This window comes from Paenibacillus sp. DMB20 (assembly GCF_000987955.1).
Classification (GTDB): domain Bacteria; phylum Bacillota; class Bacilli; order Paenibacillales; family Paenibacillaceae; genus Paenibacillus_AQ.
Genome location: NZ_LAZU01000040.1, coordinates 144,293 through 160,060 on the forward strand (window position 1 = coordinate 144,293; position 15,768 = coordinate 160,060).

Annotated in this window: 15 protein-coding genes and 2 pseudogenes; all 17 read left to right on the forward strand. The window is 49.8% G+C overall.

Annotated features, from left to right (window positions below):
• Positions 1–51 precede the first annotated feature (51 nt).
• Positions 52–777: an RNA polymerase sigma-I factor gene (sigI, locus tag XI25_RS24195; RefSeq protein WP_200901479.1), complete on the forward strand. Its 726-nt coding sequence runs from the start codon at positions 52–54 to the stop codon at positions 775–777.
• A complete protein-coding gene (locus tag XI25_RS24200; protein WP_152669214.1) occupies positions 777–1,205 on the forward strand; it encodes an anti-sigma factor domain-containing protein in 429 nt (142 codons plus the stop codon). Before sigI ends, XI25_RS24200 begins: the two co-directional genes overlap by 1 nt.
• Before the next feature lie 22 nt (positions 1,206–1,227).
• Entirely contained in the window at positions 1,228–2,007 is a 780-nt protein-coding gene (locus tag XI25_RS24205; protein ID WP_046680609.1) for a hypothetical protein, read from the forward strand.
• 161 nt (positions 2,008–2,168) lie between these two features.
• Positions 2,169–3,164: an S-layer homology domain-containing protein gene (locus XI25_RS24210; RefSeq protein ID WP_052759746.1), complete on the forward strand. Its 996-nt coding sequence runs from the start codon at positions 2,169–2,171 to the stop codon at positions 3,162–3,164.
• 282 nt (positions 3,165–3,446) lie between these two features.
• Positions 3,447–4,172 (forward strand): superoxide dismutase family protein, encoded by a 726-nt coding sequence (locus XI25_RS24215; protein WP_235440185.1) that lies wholly within the window; start codon positions 3,447–3,449, stop codon positions 4,170–4,172.
• Between the two features lie 183 nt (positions 4,173–4,355).
• Complete coding sequence (locus XI25_RS24220) at positions 4,356–4,916, forward strand: class I SAM-dependent methyltransferase (RefSeq protein ID WP_046680611.1); 561 nt, start codon at positions 4,356–4,358, stop codon at positions 4,914–4,916.
• Positions 4,917–4,945: 29 nt separating this feature from the next.
• Positions 4,946–6,037, forward strand: a complete 1,092-nt coding sequence (locus XI25_RS24225; RefSeq protein WP_046680612.1) for a class I SAM-dependent methyltransferase — start codon at positions 4,946–4,948, stop codon at positions 6,035–6,037.
• 348 nt (positions 6,038–6,385) lie between these two features.
• Complete coding sequence (locus XI25_RS24230; RefSeq protein WP_046680613.1) at positions 6,386–9,664, forward strand: DEAD/DEAH box helicase; 3,279 nt, start codon at positions 6,386–6,388, stop codon at positions 9,662–9,664.
• Between the two features lie 98 nt (positions 9,665–9,762).
• Positions 9,763–9,996, forward strand: a pseudogene (locus XI25_RS24235) (acetylxylan esterase); the annotation flags it as partial.
• A gap of 150 nt (positions 9,997–10,146) precedes the next feature.
• Positions 10,147–11,049 (forward strand): ABC transporter ATP-binding protein, encoded by a 903-nt coding sequence (locus tag XI25_RS24240; RefSeq protein WP_046680615.1) that lies wholly within the window; start codon positions 10,147–10,149, stop codon positions 11,047–11,049.
• Positions 11,039–11,854 carry an ABC transporter permease subunit gene (locus XI25_RS24245; RefSeq protein ID WP_046680616.1) on the forward strand — a complete coding sequence of 272 codons (816 nt, stop codon included), beginning with the start codon at positions 11,039–11,041 and terminating at the stop codon, positions 11,852–11,854. Before XI25_RS24240 ends, XI25_RS24245 begins: the two co-directional genes overlap by 11 nt.
• 361 nt (positions 11,855–12,215) lie before the next feature.
• Positions 12,216–12,689 carry an SRPBCC family protein gene (locus XI25_RS24250; RefSeq protein WP_327204856.1) on the forward strand — a complete coding sequence of 158 codons (474 nt, stop codon included), beginning with the start codon at positions 12,216–12,218 and terminating at the stop codon, positions 12,687–12,689.
• A 25-nt stretch (positions 12,690–12,714) separates the two neighbouring features.
• The gene (locus tag XI25_RS24255; RefSeq protein ID WP_235440195.1) at positions 12,715–13,803 is read left to right on the forward strand and encodes a Gfo/Idh/MocA family protein; all 1,089 of its coding nucleotides are present in this window, start codon (positions 12,715–12,717) and stop codon (positions 13,801–13,803) included.
• An 11-nt stretch (positions 13,804–13,814) separates the two neighbouring features.
• Positions 13,815–14,207: pseudogene (locus XI25_RS24260) on the forward strand (LD-carboxypeptidase); the annotation flags it as partial.
• A 36-nt stretch (positions 14,208–14,243) separates the two neighbouring features.
• Entirely contained in the window at positions 14,244–14,762 is a 519-nt protein-coding gene (locus tag XI25_RS24265) for a GNAT family N-acetyltransferase (protein WP_046680618.1), read from the forward strand.
• A complete protein-coding gene (locus XI25_RS24270) occupies positions 14,746–15,462 on the forward strand; it encodes a class I SAM-dependent methyltransferase (RefSeq protein ID WP_046680619.1) in 717 nt (238 codons plus the stop codon). The genes XI25_RS24265 and XI25_RS24270 overlap by 17 nt, the downstream gene beginning before the upstream one ends.
• Before the next feature lie 126 nt (positions 15,463–15,588).
• The coding region (locus tag XI25_RS35275; RefSeq protein WP_046680620.1) for a helix-turn-helix domain-containing protein at positions 15,589–15,768 on the forward strand (180 nt) is incomplete at its 3' end.

The window sequence follows — 15,768 nt, forward strand, 5'->3', positions numbered from 1 at the left end:
ACTCATTTCTAGAATTTAGACCGACACTTACGTCATAGGAAGTGATTCATTGTGCTGGACAGCAGATCGATCGAAACCGCGATCAAAAGAGCCCAGGAAGGAAACCGGTCGGAACGCGATTGGATCATTGAGCAATATCGTCCCTTTATTCTTCGGACCGTTTCCCGTGTATGCAAACGCCAAATCAGGTGGGAGCATGACGAAGCGAGCATCGGGATGATTGCTTTAAACGAGGCCATCGACCGGTATGATGGCCGTATGGGAAAATCCTTCGACAACTTTGCTTATTTAATGATACATAACCGTCTCGTGGACGAATTCCGCCGGCAGGGGAAAATTTCGAAATCCGAAAGCGTGATTCTGAATGATAACGGCGACCTTTTTGATCAGACCTCCAGCGAAATTGCCAGTTCTCTCGAGGTATACAACAGGGAGCAATCGGCCACCGAGCTGGCCATGGAGCTGCTTGCATACGATGAGGCCCTCCAAGAATTCGGTGTGACGCTGGAGGAGTTGGAGGATTGCTCCCCCAAGCATAGAGATACCAGGAAACAGATGATCCAAATCGCCAAGCGCTTCAGTGAAGAGCCGGATTGGATCGATATTTTGAAAAAAACCAAAAGGCTTCCGATCAAGAAAATGCTTGAAATTTTCAAAGTAGGCCACAAAACGCTGGAACGAAACCGTAAATATATAATAGCCCTTGTTTTGATTTATGCATGTCCGGAATTTGAACGGATACGCAGCATAGTTTCTTTTGCCAGTATAGAGGAGTGATGATGATGCATGGAATCGTAATGAAAATAACTGAGCAGTGTATCGTCGTTCTCTGCGAGGATGGGAAGTTCCGGAACATTCCGCATTTGCCGGATATGCCGAAGCTGGGTGACCGGATCCCGGTTGTGGCCGCGGTTGAAGATCTACCCGAACGAAAGCGTCATTCAAGCCGTCGATTTAGATACGCCTGGTGGATTGCGGCTTCCATTTTGCTGTTGATCGGATCCGTATTTTTGTGGAAAGTCTTTACGGGCAGCGGCCCATCCACGCTCGTAGCGATCGATATCAATCCGAGCATTGAATTGTACGTCGAACAGGGCGGGAGGGTAGACCGGGTAAAACTGCTGAATGACGATGCGAAAAAGCTTATCTCCGAACGGGAACTGAAGGGGCAGGATTTTTTACGAGGCCGTTCATGTCATTTTTGACGAAGCTGAAAAGCAGGGCTATTTGAATGCAGACAAGGGGAAGAAGTGGATACTGCTCTCGACGGTAGAGTTGAAATCCTCCCCGTTTCAACCGGACAAGCAAAAGGTCGGGACTGCGGGAAACGGATATGAGCTGGAATGGTTCGAGGCGGACCGGAATCTGATGGAGAAGGCGGACAAGGCGGAATTGACGCTGAATAAATATATCGTTTACGAAAAAGCGAAGGGGAAGGGAATCGAGCTGAACATCGAAGACCTGCGCTCCCATTCCATAGCTGCCGCACTCACCGGGGCAGGGGTGGATCCTCAGCACTTTTTCTCAGGGACAGCGGGAAGCAGCGAGACGAAACCGCCGGCTGATTCTCCGGATCGGAAGCAAGAGGCAGGGCAGGACGATCAGGCGGCCCAAGGTAAGGGAAAAGATAGCCTGCAGCCGGTTCGGAATGAAAAGATAGACAAGCATCGACCCGCAAATAACGAGGAAAAAACAGACGCTGCTTCCCGGAAACCGGGTTCCGCGGTACCTGACAGGAAAGAGCCGGCCGGAGAGCTGAAGCAGGGCAGCGGTTTAAGTAACCATAAAGCGCCGAAGGCGGGCAAAGGCGAAACCCCGTCGGGAGAAGACAAAGCAGGGAAGAACAACATCCCGGGAATGAACAAGCCGGAGGACACAACTCCGGATAAAAATCGGGTGCAGAGTGGTCCTAAAGGCGAGCAGGCAAAGGAGCCGGACAGGAAAATTCTGCCTGAAAATCCGAAAAACAACAGCCCTGCCACCAAAACGGAAGGCCGCGGCGATTGAAATGCGATTTTTTTTTGCGAGACCCCCTCAAAACGTTTGAATTTGACGTAACTATTAATGTGCGTGTCAAAACGTATGAAAAAAGCACGTCAAATTCTGCAGAATGAGAGGATGTAAGGAATGAAAAGATTAAAAAATGCGCTGCTGTTATCGTTTTCCATTTGTTGGCCTTCAGCCTGACCGTTCAAACCGCGTCGGCTAAAGAGGCAGCGGCTTCGGCCAAGTCGGAAGGCCATGCTCAGGCTGGCCTGAAGTTTAAGGATATGGATGATGCGCCATGGGCGGAAGGATATATCCTTAAAATGCAATCCAAGCATGTGTTTCAAGGTTTCCAAGACGGTACATTCCGTCCGAATAAGCCGGTTACCCGCGTCGAAGCGATTGTTACGGCTGTTCGCCTGATGGGACTTGAAGACGAAGCGAAATCCAAACCGGCCGATGCGAAGCTGCCTTTCAAAGATGCGGACCATCTGAGCAAGAAATTTCCTTGGGCTAAAGGTTACGTGATTACCGCCCTGGAGCAGGGACTGTTCGACGCCAACGAGAATCTTATCCAACCGGAAAAGCCTGCGAGCCGCGTATGGGTATCCAGCCTGCTCGTGAAATCGCTCGGCTTCGGGGATGAGGCCCTGGCTCAAATGACGGCCAAGCTGAGCTTTAAAGATGCCAATGCCATTCCAGCCGGCTCCATCGGATACGTTAAGTTGGCATCCGAGAAAGGGATCGTCAGCGGTTACCCGAACGGAACGTTCAAGCCGAATAAAAACGTAACGCGTGCCGAAATGGCGGCATTGCTGGACAGAACGAATGACGGCATGCTGGAAAATGCGGGTGCGGTTAAAGTGAACGGAATCGTGAAGGAAATTTCTTTTCCAACCGTAACCGGCCAAACGTATGGCGCAACGGTAACCGGTGATACCTATGGAGAAATCAAAGTCGAGACCGTAAATCAGGAGGTCAAAACGTTCAGCATCCAAGCCGGATTGATGGTAGGATATCACAACAAAGCGATTAAGGCCGATCAATTGAAGGTTAATGACAAGGTTCTTCTTACCGTTATGGATCAAAAGGTGGTTGAAGCGAAACTGCTGGGCTCCAATAAACCAAACGAGAAACCTGCAACGAACGGCAAACAACAAAAAAGGGGCAAACGCTAAAGACGGCAACAAAACCGATAAGCAAGCCCGCAAGTAGTACTTCCTTCCTTTAAGGGAATGAATCCAAGAATAAGGCCGGGGAATCGTGTTTTGCGATCCCGGCCTTATTTTTTTAATAATGCCCCTTCTGTCTTTCGGCATGCCGGAGCGCGCCGTATGAATCATTCTTTTGTATACGGTTTATTTTTTCATGAACTGGGTATAGGTGAGTAGTAAAAAGTAATGGAGGAGATGGAATGAAAAAAAAGAACCTATTCATCAAGCCAAATGGCTGCGGCCTTCATGGCGGGCGCTTTGTTGTTTTCAGGATTTTCTTTTGCTGCGGCTAACGGCGAGAAAAAACCAAAGGAATCGCAGAACGGTAGTCAAGGGGTTCATTTTTACGTCGATGGCATGGATCATTCCGATCAGGATGGATCATATTCGAATCAAGGTCTCAAGGTTCCGGATTCCATCGTGCGGAACGGGACGACATATGTGCCGGTCCGCATGATCGCGGACTTGATTGGAAAGCCGGTTTTTTGGGATGGCGAATCCCGATCGCTTTCCATTGGGAAGCCATATGTACCGCTATATAACGATTCGGGCCAGATGACCGGCTTCGCCCAGCTGGAACAGGTGGAGGATGGCGTTGTCGTAAAGATTAAGGCAACGGGTTTATCCCCGGGCAAACATGGTTTCCACGTTCATGAGAAGGCGTTTCAATCGTTTGATTTCAAGTCGGCAGGGGGGCATTTCAATCCGACGGACAAACATCACGGTTTGGACAATCCGCTCGGCAGCCATGTCGGAGATATGCCGAACCTGAACGTTGAGAAGGACGGGACGGCGGAGGCCGAGTTTGTGATTGCACATGCGTCACTTGAGAAGAATCAGCCCAATTCGCTGCTTGGACGGTCGCTAATCATTCACGAAGGCGAAGACGACGGCATCTCGGATCCTGCGGGTAACTCCGGCGACAGGGTCATGGGGGGGCAATATCCCGAAATAACGAAAAACTTATCCTGAGTGCGATCACCTGCCCAAACGCGAAAGACTCCTGCAAGCCACTCTTGCAAGGAGTCTTTTTTTTGTGGATAGAGTCACGCGTCGGGTCAGGCCGCTAAGGCAAAGAGTATATTATTGAAGACCTCAACCTCATGATGAATGCTTAGAACCATCGCCTCAACAAGAATTAGGGGGAAGAAAAACATGGGAACATCCAATTGGCAAAATATTTCGTATTGCGTGGAACTGCTTCGCCAAATATCACCGTCCTCGGTGCTTGATGTCGGCGTTGGATTTGGACGCTGGGGCATGTTGTGTCGCGAATTCCTCGATGTGTGGTCAGGCCGGGTATTTCGCAAGGATTGGAAGATCAGGGTGGAAGGAATCGAAATATTTCCGAAAAACATAGACCAGTACCATTCGTATTTCTACGATAAAATTCATATCGCCGACGCTTTTGAATTTATTCCGTCCTCTTCGCCCGGAGAATTTGACGTCATTATTATGGGTGATGTTCTTGAACATTTCGACAAGGATAAGGCGGTTACCCTTCTGAATGCCAGCATTGCAAGAAGCGGGCATGTGCTGCTGAACATCCCCATCGGAACGGAATGGCCGCAAGGCACGGAATACGGCAATGAATTCGAGACCCACCGCAGCGTCTGGACAACGGAGGAACTGGATGCTTTCCCGGTCAAAGCCAAACGGCATTTTAAAGATTATATTAACCGGGATTTTTCAACGTATTTATTTTCTTCGAAGTAAGGGGATTACGATAAATTGGAGGGTGAGCGATGTCCGGGTATGTAAATGCCCAGGTCCCGGTTGAACTGCTCTTCACGGATCTGGTCACGGAGGATGAAAAGAATAATATTCCGAATTACACCGATCGCTGGTATGAACACCATAAGCTTTCGGGGGATATACCGATCATGCGTTTTCATTCGCATAAAGCCCTGTACCGTTATTTGATGAATGAACAGGGCAGCCCCTCGGCATATACGGATTGGTATAGAACAATCCATATCAGTCGCGGAATCGATCCGCCTTTATCGGAGGAAGAGGTCATCGCGTTTAGGAGAAACCAGTTTCACATCATGAAGGATGCTTTGTCGTCCAATATCGCTTATTTCCATGAAAACCCGCCTTTGGTGAAGTTTAATCGAATGGGAGGTTATTTTAACCTGAAGGACGGGCATCACAGGTCGGCTTTTTTGTACTGCCAAGGGAAAAGGCGCATGAGCGTCAAGATGTCCCACGAAGATTATATTTACTGGATGAATAACGAAGAGCTTCCGGAGGTTGCCGCTTCCTTTCGCAAATATCAACGGAGCCTCATTTATACGCCCATCCTGCACCCTTCCTATTATCATTTGAAGAGCGAGCGCGACCATGCTTATCCGACAAGACTTGATGTCATTATGGATTTCTTGGGCTTACGCTCACTTCGCGGCAAGAAAGTGATCGATATCGGCTGCAACATCGGATATTACGCGCGGCATTTCGTCCGCGAGGGGGCGGACGTAACCGGCTTGGAACCGTTGGCTGAGCATTTTGATCTGGCTTTGCGGCTGAATCGGCTGGAAAGGGTGCATTTCAATCTGCTTCCGGACCGGTTCGAATCTTCTTCAAGGCTTCAGCAATATGAGATTGGCCTGCTGTTAACCGTTTTTTATCATCATATGGGAGACCGGAATATCCGCAACGCTTTTTTGTGCAAAATCAACCAGTGCATAACCGATATGCTTTTCTGGGAATCCGGCAGCGAGCCGGAAACGGAAAAAGCGCTTCTGCTGCAAAATACTCATTTCACCCGGTATGTGAAACTGGCGGAAACATCGGGCACAGGGAAAGTACGGGAACTTGGCGTATTTTTAAAAACATAAAACGGGTGTTTACAAGGGATGAATATAACTAAAAAAAGGAATCCGCCGTTTAAAAGGACTGGATATCCTTTTTTTAGCTACAGAAGGGAAAGCATCTATTGCGAGATCGCTTCCATATACACAAGAGGAACTGCCACTGCGCGGATCGCATGGCTTTTTCGGAAATACTTTGTACATTAGCGACCCGGATCACTATGTGATCGGTTTCGGATCGGGCAAAAAAGATTAAAACGGAACGTTTAATTACGGTGTTGAGGTTTAGAAGAGCCTGCCGGGTACAATGGCTCTTCTTGGCCTCATTCTGTTATATTAGGAAGAGTTAGTTTTACAGGATACGGGGGCTATGACATGAATCTACCATTAAACGAATCCGTCATTGAAAACCTATCCGGCCGAACCTCTTTTAATAAAGGAGCTTCCTATGTGAAGGCCGGCAGGGTCGAGATTACCGATTATGAGCCGTCCGGTCCCGTTTTTCGTGCCGTTGTGGATGCCGATGAACGTTACGACATATCCGTGACGTTTCGCGAAAACGGTGAAATCGAAACCGAGTGCCCATGTTCTCTTCTGTTGACATTTGACAAGCTTTGTAAGCATTCGGCTGCGGTCCTCCTTTATTTGCATCGGCACCAGGAGGATTTGACGTCGACATTACGTACGGCTCCGCCGCAGGAGCCGGGAACGACCGGAGAAATAAAAGCCGAAGCGGGGTTCGGTTTACATATCACGAACAGTCTGATGGAACTTTTCCGGGATCAACCGCAGCAGATCACGCGCAGCGGGTCTTATTTTGAAACCAGGACCGTACTGGAGGCGGAGATACTATGTCGCGTTTTTTCCTATGGGACAAAGCAGGCGCTCGCGGTCGAGATGAAGATCGGTCCGAAGCGAACGTTTATCGTGAAAAACATCCGGCGTTTCCTGGAAGCTGTACACCTCAGGGAAAGTTATCCGATTTCCAACCAGTTCACCTATGATCCCGAACTTCACTGCTTCCGCAAAGAAGATGATGACTTGATTAGACGGCTCCATGAAGTATCCGCCGGCGGACAGGCGGCTTATGGCACGCCGCCTTACAGGGGACGAAGCGGCAAATTGCTCGACGAGCGACAGATGTTGATCGAGTCAAGCGATTGGGAGAAGCTGAATCCGCTTCTGAAGATTGCCTCCTCACCGTTACTGGAGCGGGAGGACGGTTCGTATGACCGGCTGGCATATGGCGAAGGCGTGCTTCCTCTTCATTTCGAGTTTGAGGTGGACGCGAAGGGAACAGAGGGTTACCGGCTCCGGATTCAAGGCCTGGAAAACATAACGGTGTTGGAGAGATATCGTCTGGTGCTTGCCGACGGAAAGCTTTGGAATCCGACGCGGGAGCAATGCGACAGGCTTCAAGCCTTGATCCGGCTGTTGGCTCCATCGGACACAAATATCATAGATATTGTTCCCGGCCAAATCGAGACGTTTATGGAGACCGTTATCCCCGGGTTGAAACAATTGGGAAGTGTTGCCGTCTCCCGGGAGGTTTCGCTTCGGATGGTACAAGCCCCGCTGTCAGCAAGGTTGTACCTGGATCGGGTAAAAGACCGGCTGGTAGCCGGGTTGGAGTTTCATTACGGGGATATTGTCATCAACCCGCTTGAGGAAACGGAAGTCCAGCGAAACCGGAATACCATATTGATTCGAAGCGGGGAACAGGAGAACCGGATTTTGGATATTTTGGACCAGAGCCGTTTCAGCAGGACGGAAGCCGGTTTTTTCATGGATAACGAGGAGGATGAGTTCGATTTCCTGTATCATACCGTACCCCGGCTGGAGCAGCTGTTAAAGATTTACGCAACCTCGGCGGTAAAAACCCGGCTGTTTAAAGACTGCGCCCCTCCCCAAGTTTCGATCGGTCTGGATGAGCGGACGGAATGGCTGGAGTTCAAGCTGGACATCGACGGGATTCCGGAATCGGAAATCCGTAAAGTACTGCAGGCGCTCTCGGAAAAACGCAGATATTTCCGTATGCCCACCGGGGCTTTAATGCCTTTGGAGGATGCAGAATACAAGGAGATCATCGAGCTGGCCAACAGGATGGCAATCAATTTGACGGACCTGGAGGGGGGAGGAATCCGATTGCCCGCCTTTTACGGGCTTCGTCTCGCGAACAGGGATCTGGAGAGCAGGGCGATCCGGCTGGAAAAGCCTCTGAGAATGCTGATGGAGCATCTGCGCAATCCGGATCATCTGGACTTCCCGGTTCCGTCCGCCCTGGCTTCGGTCCTGAGGGACTACCAGGTATACGGTTATCAGTGGATGAAAACGCTGGCCCGATACGGATTCGGCGGAATCCTTGCGGATGATATGGGGCTCGGCAAAACCCTGCAATCTATCGCGTTTCTTCTCTCGGCCGTATCCGATATCAGGACTTCCAAGCTTCCGGCATTGGTTGTTGCGCCTTCTTCCTTGATGTACAACTGGTTGAGCGAGTTTGGAAAATTCGCGCCGGAGTTAAAGGTTATCATTGCGGACGGCACGAAACAGGAGAGGAGGTCCGCGCTTGCGCGAAATTCAGGGACGGACGTGGTGATTACCTCCTATCCCCTTCTTCGCATGGACAGCGCCATTTATGCCGGTCGATCGTTCCATACCGTGATCTATGACGAAGCGCAATTCTTTAAGAACGATACGACGCAGACGGCTCGGGCCGTAAGGGCAGTGCGGGCTAAACACCGTTTCGCTCTGACGGGAACCCCCGTGGAAAACCGGATGGAGGAGCTATGGTCGATTTACGGCGCGGTGTTTCCGGGCCTGTTCCCGGAAAAGAAAGAATTCAGTGCATTGCCTAAAGAGACGGTTGCGAGGCGCATTCGTCCTTTCCTGCTCCGCAGGCTAAAGACCGACGTGCTCAAAGAGCTGCCGGACAAAATCGAGACGATCCAATCCTCCGATTTGCTCCCGGAGCAGAAAAAGCTCTACGCCGCTTATTTGGCGAAATTGCGCCATGAATCGCTGAAGCATCTGGATGAGCAGGGGTTCCAGAAAAGCCGTTTGAAAATATTGGCCGGTTTGACGAGGCTCAGACAGCTGTGCTGTCATCCGGCACTGTTCGTTGAGGGGTATGAGGGCGAGTCTGCCAAGCTTCGACAACTGCTTGAAATCGTTGAAGAATGCCGAAACAGCGGACGCCGGGTACTCATCTTTTCCCAGTTCACGGAAATGCTTGGGCTCATCGGCCGGGAGCTTTCCCAAAATAGCAACCCGTATTTTTATTTGGACGGCAGTACCCCGGCGGCAGAGCGTCTTTCGATATGCACCCGGTTTAATGAGGGGGAACGCGATCTGTTCCTGATATCCCTGAAAGCCGGTGGAACAGGCCTGAATTTGACCGGGGCGGATACCGTCATATTGTATGACTTGTGGTGGAATCCGGCAGTGGAGGAGCAGGCGGCGGACCGGGCGCACCGGATCGGACAGAAAAAAACGGTCCAGGTGATCCGTTTGGTGGCCAGAGGAACCGTTGAGGATAAAATGTACGAGCTGCAGCAGAAAAAGAAAAATCTGATCGATGAAGTGATTCATTCAAGCGAAGGGGAAACGGCAACCTTGAGCGAGCAGGAGATCAGGGAAATTCTGATGATTTGAGCTGCGGGGCAGCAATCGAATTTGGCGGTTGCCGTCCGCGTGCATCGTGAAATGGTCTAAACTGCAGACAAGGGAAGAGGGCTTGTCGGTGATCGATGGATGAAATTTTTAACAAGCTTGGATATATTGACGTACAGCATCTGGCTCCGAGAATCAAGGCTGAAACCTTAATGGGGACGGGTTTGATGGATACGGTATGTCCGCCGTCATCCCAATTCGCCGCTTATAACAAAATTAGCGCCCGGAAACATGTAAAGGTTTATCCTGATTTCGCGCATGAAGGACTTCCGGGATTTAATGATACGGCTATGGAATTTTTGCTGAACATCTGATTCAGGGGGGGACGGTTTGAACTTCAGATAAAGCATATGCAAATTTCTTTAAGCCTGGCTGAACGCTAGGCTTCATTTATTCGTATTATAGGCAGCTTGATAACATGAGCGAACCATAACGCGGAAGTGAACGGGGGATATGATTTTCAAATGATTCATTTGGAACGTGTGCATAAGGCTTTTGGGGAGAAGGAGATTCTCCGGAATATTTCGTTTTCCGTTCCCGAGGGAGAGGTCGTCGGCCTTCTTGGACCGAACGGTGCGGGAAAAACAACCTTGATCCGTTTGATGAACGGGGTCATCACGCCGGATAGCGGTTCGGTTCGCGTATTCGATCTTGACCCGGCGTCGGAAGGCAGCGATATCCGGCGCCGGTGCGGCGTAGTAACCGAAAGCGCAGGCCTGTACCCCGACATGAGCGCGAAGGAGAACCTTGAATTTTTCGCCAAGTTGTATGACTGCGAGGATCCCGCAAGAATCGCTGCCCTGCTTGAGCGGTTTCAGCTCGCCGAACATGGCGATAAACTGGTGGGGGCTTACAGTACGGGGATGAAAAAACGGCTTGCCATCGCGAAAGCGATGCTGCATGAGCCCGAACTGCTGTTTTTGGATGAGCCGACCAACGGGCTGGACCCGGAAGGGATCCGGGATATGATCGGATTCCTGAAGCAGCTGAACAAGGAGCAAGGAACCACGATCCTTATATGCTCCCATGTGCTCTATCAGTTGGAAGAGGTATGCAGCACGTATCTGTTCCTGGAACAGGGCCTCATCATTGAACAGGGGGCTCTGCCCGCCCTGGAGGAGAAGTATGCCAATACCGTCCGGCTGGAGGTCGAAACGGGATATATGACGGAAGGCAATACGGCTGCCGGCTATCCGTTTGAAAGGATAAGCGCGGACCGTTTGTTGTTTTCGCTGCCCTCGAAGCGGGACATTCCCGCGCTCTTACGGCATTTGCTGCAGCATTCATGGGTGTACAGCTCAACCATCTTGAGCCGCGATCTGGAGTCCCTATATTTTGAAGTGAGGAGAAGATTCCATGAATCGTAAAATGATTTGGGCTATCGCCCAAAAGGACATGAGGTCGATTTGGAAAACAAGCAAGGTCTGGATCGGTTTGATTTTTCTTCCGCTTCTGCTCGGGGTCATTTTCCCGGCGGTCGCCGTACTGGTCGGCAGATCCATGGATGTGAGCGACGCGGGAGGCTCCTTGATGCGCATGCTGGAGCAACTTCCGCTTGGAAATACGGAAGGTTTGCCAACCGATAATCACCGGCTCGTTTATTTTGTGGTCAACTTTTTGCTGGCCCCGCTGTTTATCCTCATTCCCGTCATTAACGCCTTGATGATTGCCGTAAACAGTTTTGTCGGGGAAAAGGAACGAAGAACGCTGGAGAGCCTGCTGTTTTCTCCGATCGAAATCAAAGATTTGTTTATCGGCAAGCTGCTGGCATCGTTTGTACCGGCTTATGCGGCGGCGTTGTGCAGCTTTGTGCTGTCGGGCATCATTATTAATGTGCTGGCTTATCCGTTGTTTGAACGGATGATTTTCCCGAATGTCAATTGGCTCGTGATGATGCTGTGGGTGATCCCGGCATTTACGCTATGCGCGATCCTGTTCAGCGTCTGGGTTTCGGCAAGGTCCAAAAGCTTTCAGGAAGCCCAGCAGGTGGCCGGAGTGGTGGTACTGCCGATCATCGGCATCCTTATAGCCCAGTCTTCCGGTCTCCTTATTATCGGTCCTTTGCTCATGGCGGTACTGGGTGCGGTCCTTTTGGCCGTCAGCTTTATTTTACTGGGGTTCATATCCAAAATGAATCAGCGCAACGTATTGTTTGAGCGTCAAGTTCAGTAGACATGATATCTGTTTTTTTTAGGTTAAAAGGATAGGCTGCTTTATTGGCTTGTTGTATAATAGAGAATAGAAAACACCCAGGATGATGCGTTACAAGACACCAGGCAGATAAGCCATCGGTGTCTTTTTTTTTCAAAATTTCGAAAGAGGAGAGTGAGAAGCGGATCTTGATCGGAACCTGGGCAGCGGCCGAGTGGGCCATCCGGTTTTAAGTCAAAAACGGATTTTCGTCTTGTTCCGGAGACGGAAAGAAGGATTTTGCTGCAGAAATACTGGGATATCCCGGACCGGCAGGTGGAGACGTCGGTTGTATTGAGCAGCACAGAACATACATAGAGGAAGGTTTTGAGTTTTGATAAAGGTGACGACAGAGATTGAGATACAGGCGCCGATTCATTTGTGTTTCGATTTTGCCAGGGATATCGGACTGCATACGGAAACCGTATGGCCCCATACGAAAGAGCGTGCGGTCGAAGGCGTAACCATCGGAAAAATCGGCGAAGGACAGACGGTTACCTTTGAGGCGACGCATTTCCTGGTCCGGCAGCGCTTAACCTCACGGATATCGGGGTATAACCGGCCTTATCTGTTCGTGGATGAAATGATGAGCGGCGCATTCAAAAGCTTGAAGCATGAGCATCATTTCGTCGATTTGGGCATTGCGACATGGATGCAGGACGTGCTTTATATCGAAGCCCCGCTCGGGCCGCTCGGATGGATCGCGGAGCGATTGCTGCTGAAGCCGTATATGCGGAATTTCGTGAAAAGCCGCAACCGGGAACTGAAACGAAGGATCGAGGAATATGCCGTGACCCGCCTTGAGGAATGGGTTTGAACGGGAAGAAATAGTTTCGGAAGGGTTGAGTCGACTGCAAAACATTAAAATTGGCATTGTGGGTACAGGATTTGGGGCGGAGGTACATGCACCGATTTTTAGTCTGCATCCGGGTTTTGAAGTGAGAGGCATAGCCAGCGTTCATCGAGGAATCCGGAAGAGATCCTTTAAATCATTAGACGGATTGGCGGTATATGATGATTGGATCCGATTGTTGAATGATGAGGAGCTTGATTTAATCACGATTGCTTCGGCGCCTATGCTGCACAGCGAGATGGCCTTGACAGCGATCCGTAAAGGACTTCACGTACTTTGCGAAAAGCCTTTAGGCATGAATGCCGACGAAACCTCGATGATGCTGAAGGAGTTGGGAGAAAAAGGGGTTCATGGTTATGTTAATTTTCAGTGGAGAATGCTGCCGATACGACGTAAAATCAAGCAAATCATAGAAAATGGCGAACTCGGGGCCGTGCGGCATATCAAATACCAGGGAAGTTTCTCGGCAAACCAGCAATTACAGAACCAATACAGAGGCTGGGAAGGTAAAAAAGAGTCCGGCGGAGGTTTTCTATTCGCTGTTGGTTCCCATATGCTCGATTCCCTGATGTGGTGGACGGGAGGGACGATCGCCCAAGTTTATGCCGATTTGAGAACCTGGGTGCCTTTTTTCAAAGGCAGTCAAGGCGAAGAGGCAAGAGATGCGGATGATGCTTTTTCGATTATGGGCCATTTTGAAAGCGGAGCTTCATTCATTGTGGATTTCTTGGCGCCAGGCGTAAATGGTACGGGATGGAATCTCGAGATATATGGCACCCGGGGAACACTCGTCATGAAAAATGACAGGACGCTTGAAATCGGTTTTGGAGAAGGTTTTAAGGAAATTTTGCTGGAACAGATAGAACCGCCATCTCAACTGGATATTCCTGCAAAGCTGTATTACAGCGGATTTTATCCCATGATCGATTTTATTCACCAATCCATTACAACCGGTGAATCAATACCAATCATCCCTACTTTTGAAGATGGCCATAGAGTACAAACGGTTTTGGATGCGATTTTTGAATCTGCCGAAAAGCAGGCTAGGGTAACGGTAAATTACGCTAATCCCTGCTGAAAGGAGCGTTTATGAAACCAGCTAAACTTCGGCAAGGTGATGAGGTCCGGATCATCTCGCCATCCCGAAGCATGTCCATCATCGCGGAAGGCCAAAGGTTTCTTGCGGAGCAAAGGTTAAAGGAAATGGGGCTGCGGGTGTCCTACGGTAAGCGCTGTGAAGAGAGGGACGATTTCGATTCCTCCCCCATCAATTCAAGGATCGACGATTTGCACGAAGCCTTTGCTGACCCGAAAGTCTCGGGCATTCTGACCACGATCGGCGGATACAACTGCAATCAGCTGTTGAGGTATCTGGACTATGACCTGATCGCTTCCCATCCTAAACGATTGTGCGGATATTCGGATATCACGGCACTAAACAACGCGATCTATGCAAAAACGGGATTGGTCACCTATTCTGGCCAGTGCGGCTGAACGAATATAACGACGGAGGTACATATGGAATTTCATATACGGGAAGCGCAGCATGAAGATTATGAGGCCGTTTGCTCACTCGCCTTCCAGCTTCACACTATTCATATATCAGCCAGGCCGGACATATATAAGCCTACGGATACGCCGATGGAGCGGCAGCGTTATGAAGAGATAATGGACGGATCAACCCATTTTCTTTATGTCATGGATGATGGGCACAAACAAAAAGTCATAGGCTATGCCATTTGTAGACTTGATCGCGTGAAAGGCAGCCATAACATACATGACCGGACTTGTCTGTTTATTGAGGAATTTATCGTGGATGGCAGCAGTCGGGGAGATGGGGCCGGGACATGCCTGTTTCAATTCATTAAATCCAAAGCCAAGGAACTTGAAGCCGATAGTATCGATTTGAACGTAGCCGCGTTTAACAAGGAGGCCATCTCCTTTTATCAAAAAATCGGTTTGAGACCGAAAAGCCTGCGGATGGAGTACCCCGTAGGACATGAACCGGAGGTGTCTCGTATTGAAAGAAATGATTAAAAGCACGAATGATCTGTACCGCATGTTGGATGCCCGGTTCCGAAAGCCGCAAGACTTTTGGGACCCATTCTACAGCGAACGCGAAAAGCCCGTTCCATTCTTCGAAAATAAACCGGATGAAAATCTCGTTTCCTATGTGGAACAAGGAATCGTGGAACCCGGAAAAGCGCTCGAACTGGGCTGCGGTCCCGGCAGGAACGCGATTTACTTATCCGCCTTGGGCTTTGAAGTGTATGCTTGCGATATTTCAGAAACGGCAGTGGCCTGGGCGAAGGAACGGGCTGCGGAACGTAAGGTAAGCATCCGTTTTGAGTGCAAATCCATTTTTGAACTGGACGTTCAGCCCGAGTACGATCTGGTATATGATTCGGGGTGCTTGCATCATCTTTTGCCCCATCAAAGAATTCAGTATCTTGAGTTGCTGGACAATGCGTTAAAGCCGGGGGGATATTTTGGACTTACCTGTTTTGCCCCGGGATTTGGGGGCTTAGGCGGGCCGGATCATGACATGACCGATTGGGAAGTATATGAGACCGGAACCATGAGGGGAGGTCTTTCCTTCACCCGAGAGAAACTGGACTACCTTCTGTTGGACAGCTTTGACAACGTGGAATTCAGAAGCATGGCCGAGCAGAAAAGCACCAAAGCCTTCGGTGTGCCTTTTCTCTGGACTTCGTTGTGGAGAAAGAAAGGTTCCTGATGTTTTTCATAGGAAAGACCAGCCGAAGTGCAGGTTGGAAATCCAAGCGCCGATAATAACAGGCCATGCTTGTGAACTGCACCCCAATTGTTGGACACACGCTAACAATTGGAGGTGCAGTTTTTTGTGACTAAATTTACAAAGGATAGTAAACTGGCGATTATTCACGCGTATGACCCTACGCTTCTCTCACAGAGGGAATACGCAAATCAAATGGGCGTTACCAACTCTCAGTTTCAATATTGGTTGAAGCTCTACGAGATCCATGGTGAGTCTGCCTTTGCCAATGGCTATACAAATTATCCG

What these genes read in the sequence shown, in the direction of transcription:
- XI25_RS24200 (WP_152669214.1), top strand. Translation starts at nt 777, where the DNA reads ATGATGATGCATGGAATCGTAATGAAAATAACTGAGCAGTGTATCGTC.
- XI25_RS24215 (WP_235440185.1), top strand. Translation starts at nt 3,447, where the DNA reads ATGGCGGGCGCTTTGTTGTTTTCAGGATTTTCTTTTGCTGCGGCTAAC.
- XI25_RS24220 (WP_046680611.1), top strand. Translation starts at nt 4,356, where the DNA reads ATGGGAACATCCAATTGGCAAAATATTTCGTATTGCGTGGAACTGCTT.
- XI25_RS24225 (WP_046680612.1), top strand. Translation starts at nt 4,946, where the DNA reads ATGTCCGGGTATGTAAATGCCCAGGTCCCGGTTGAACTGCTCTTCACG.
- XI25_RS24230 (WP_046680613.1), top strand. Translation starts at nt 6,386, where the DNA reads ATGAATCTACCATTAAACGAATCCGTCATTGAAAACCTATCCGGCCGA.
- XI25_RS24240 (WP_046680615.1), top strand. Translation starts at nt 10,147, where the DNA reads ATGATTCATTTGGAACGTGTGCATAAGGCTTTTGGGGAGAAGGAGATT.
- XI25_RS24245 (WP_046680616.1), top strand. Translation starts at nt 11,039, where the DNA reads ATGAATCGTAAAATGATTTGGGCTATCGCCCAAAAGGACATGAGGTCG.
- XI25_RS24265 (WP_046680618.1), top strand. Translation starts at nt 14,244, where the DNA reads ATGGAATTTCATATACGGGAAGCGCAGCATGAAGATTATGAGGCCGTT.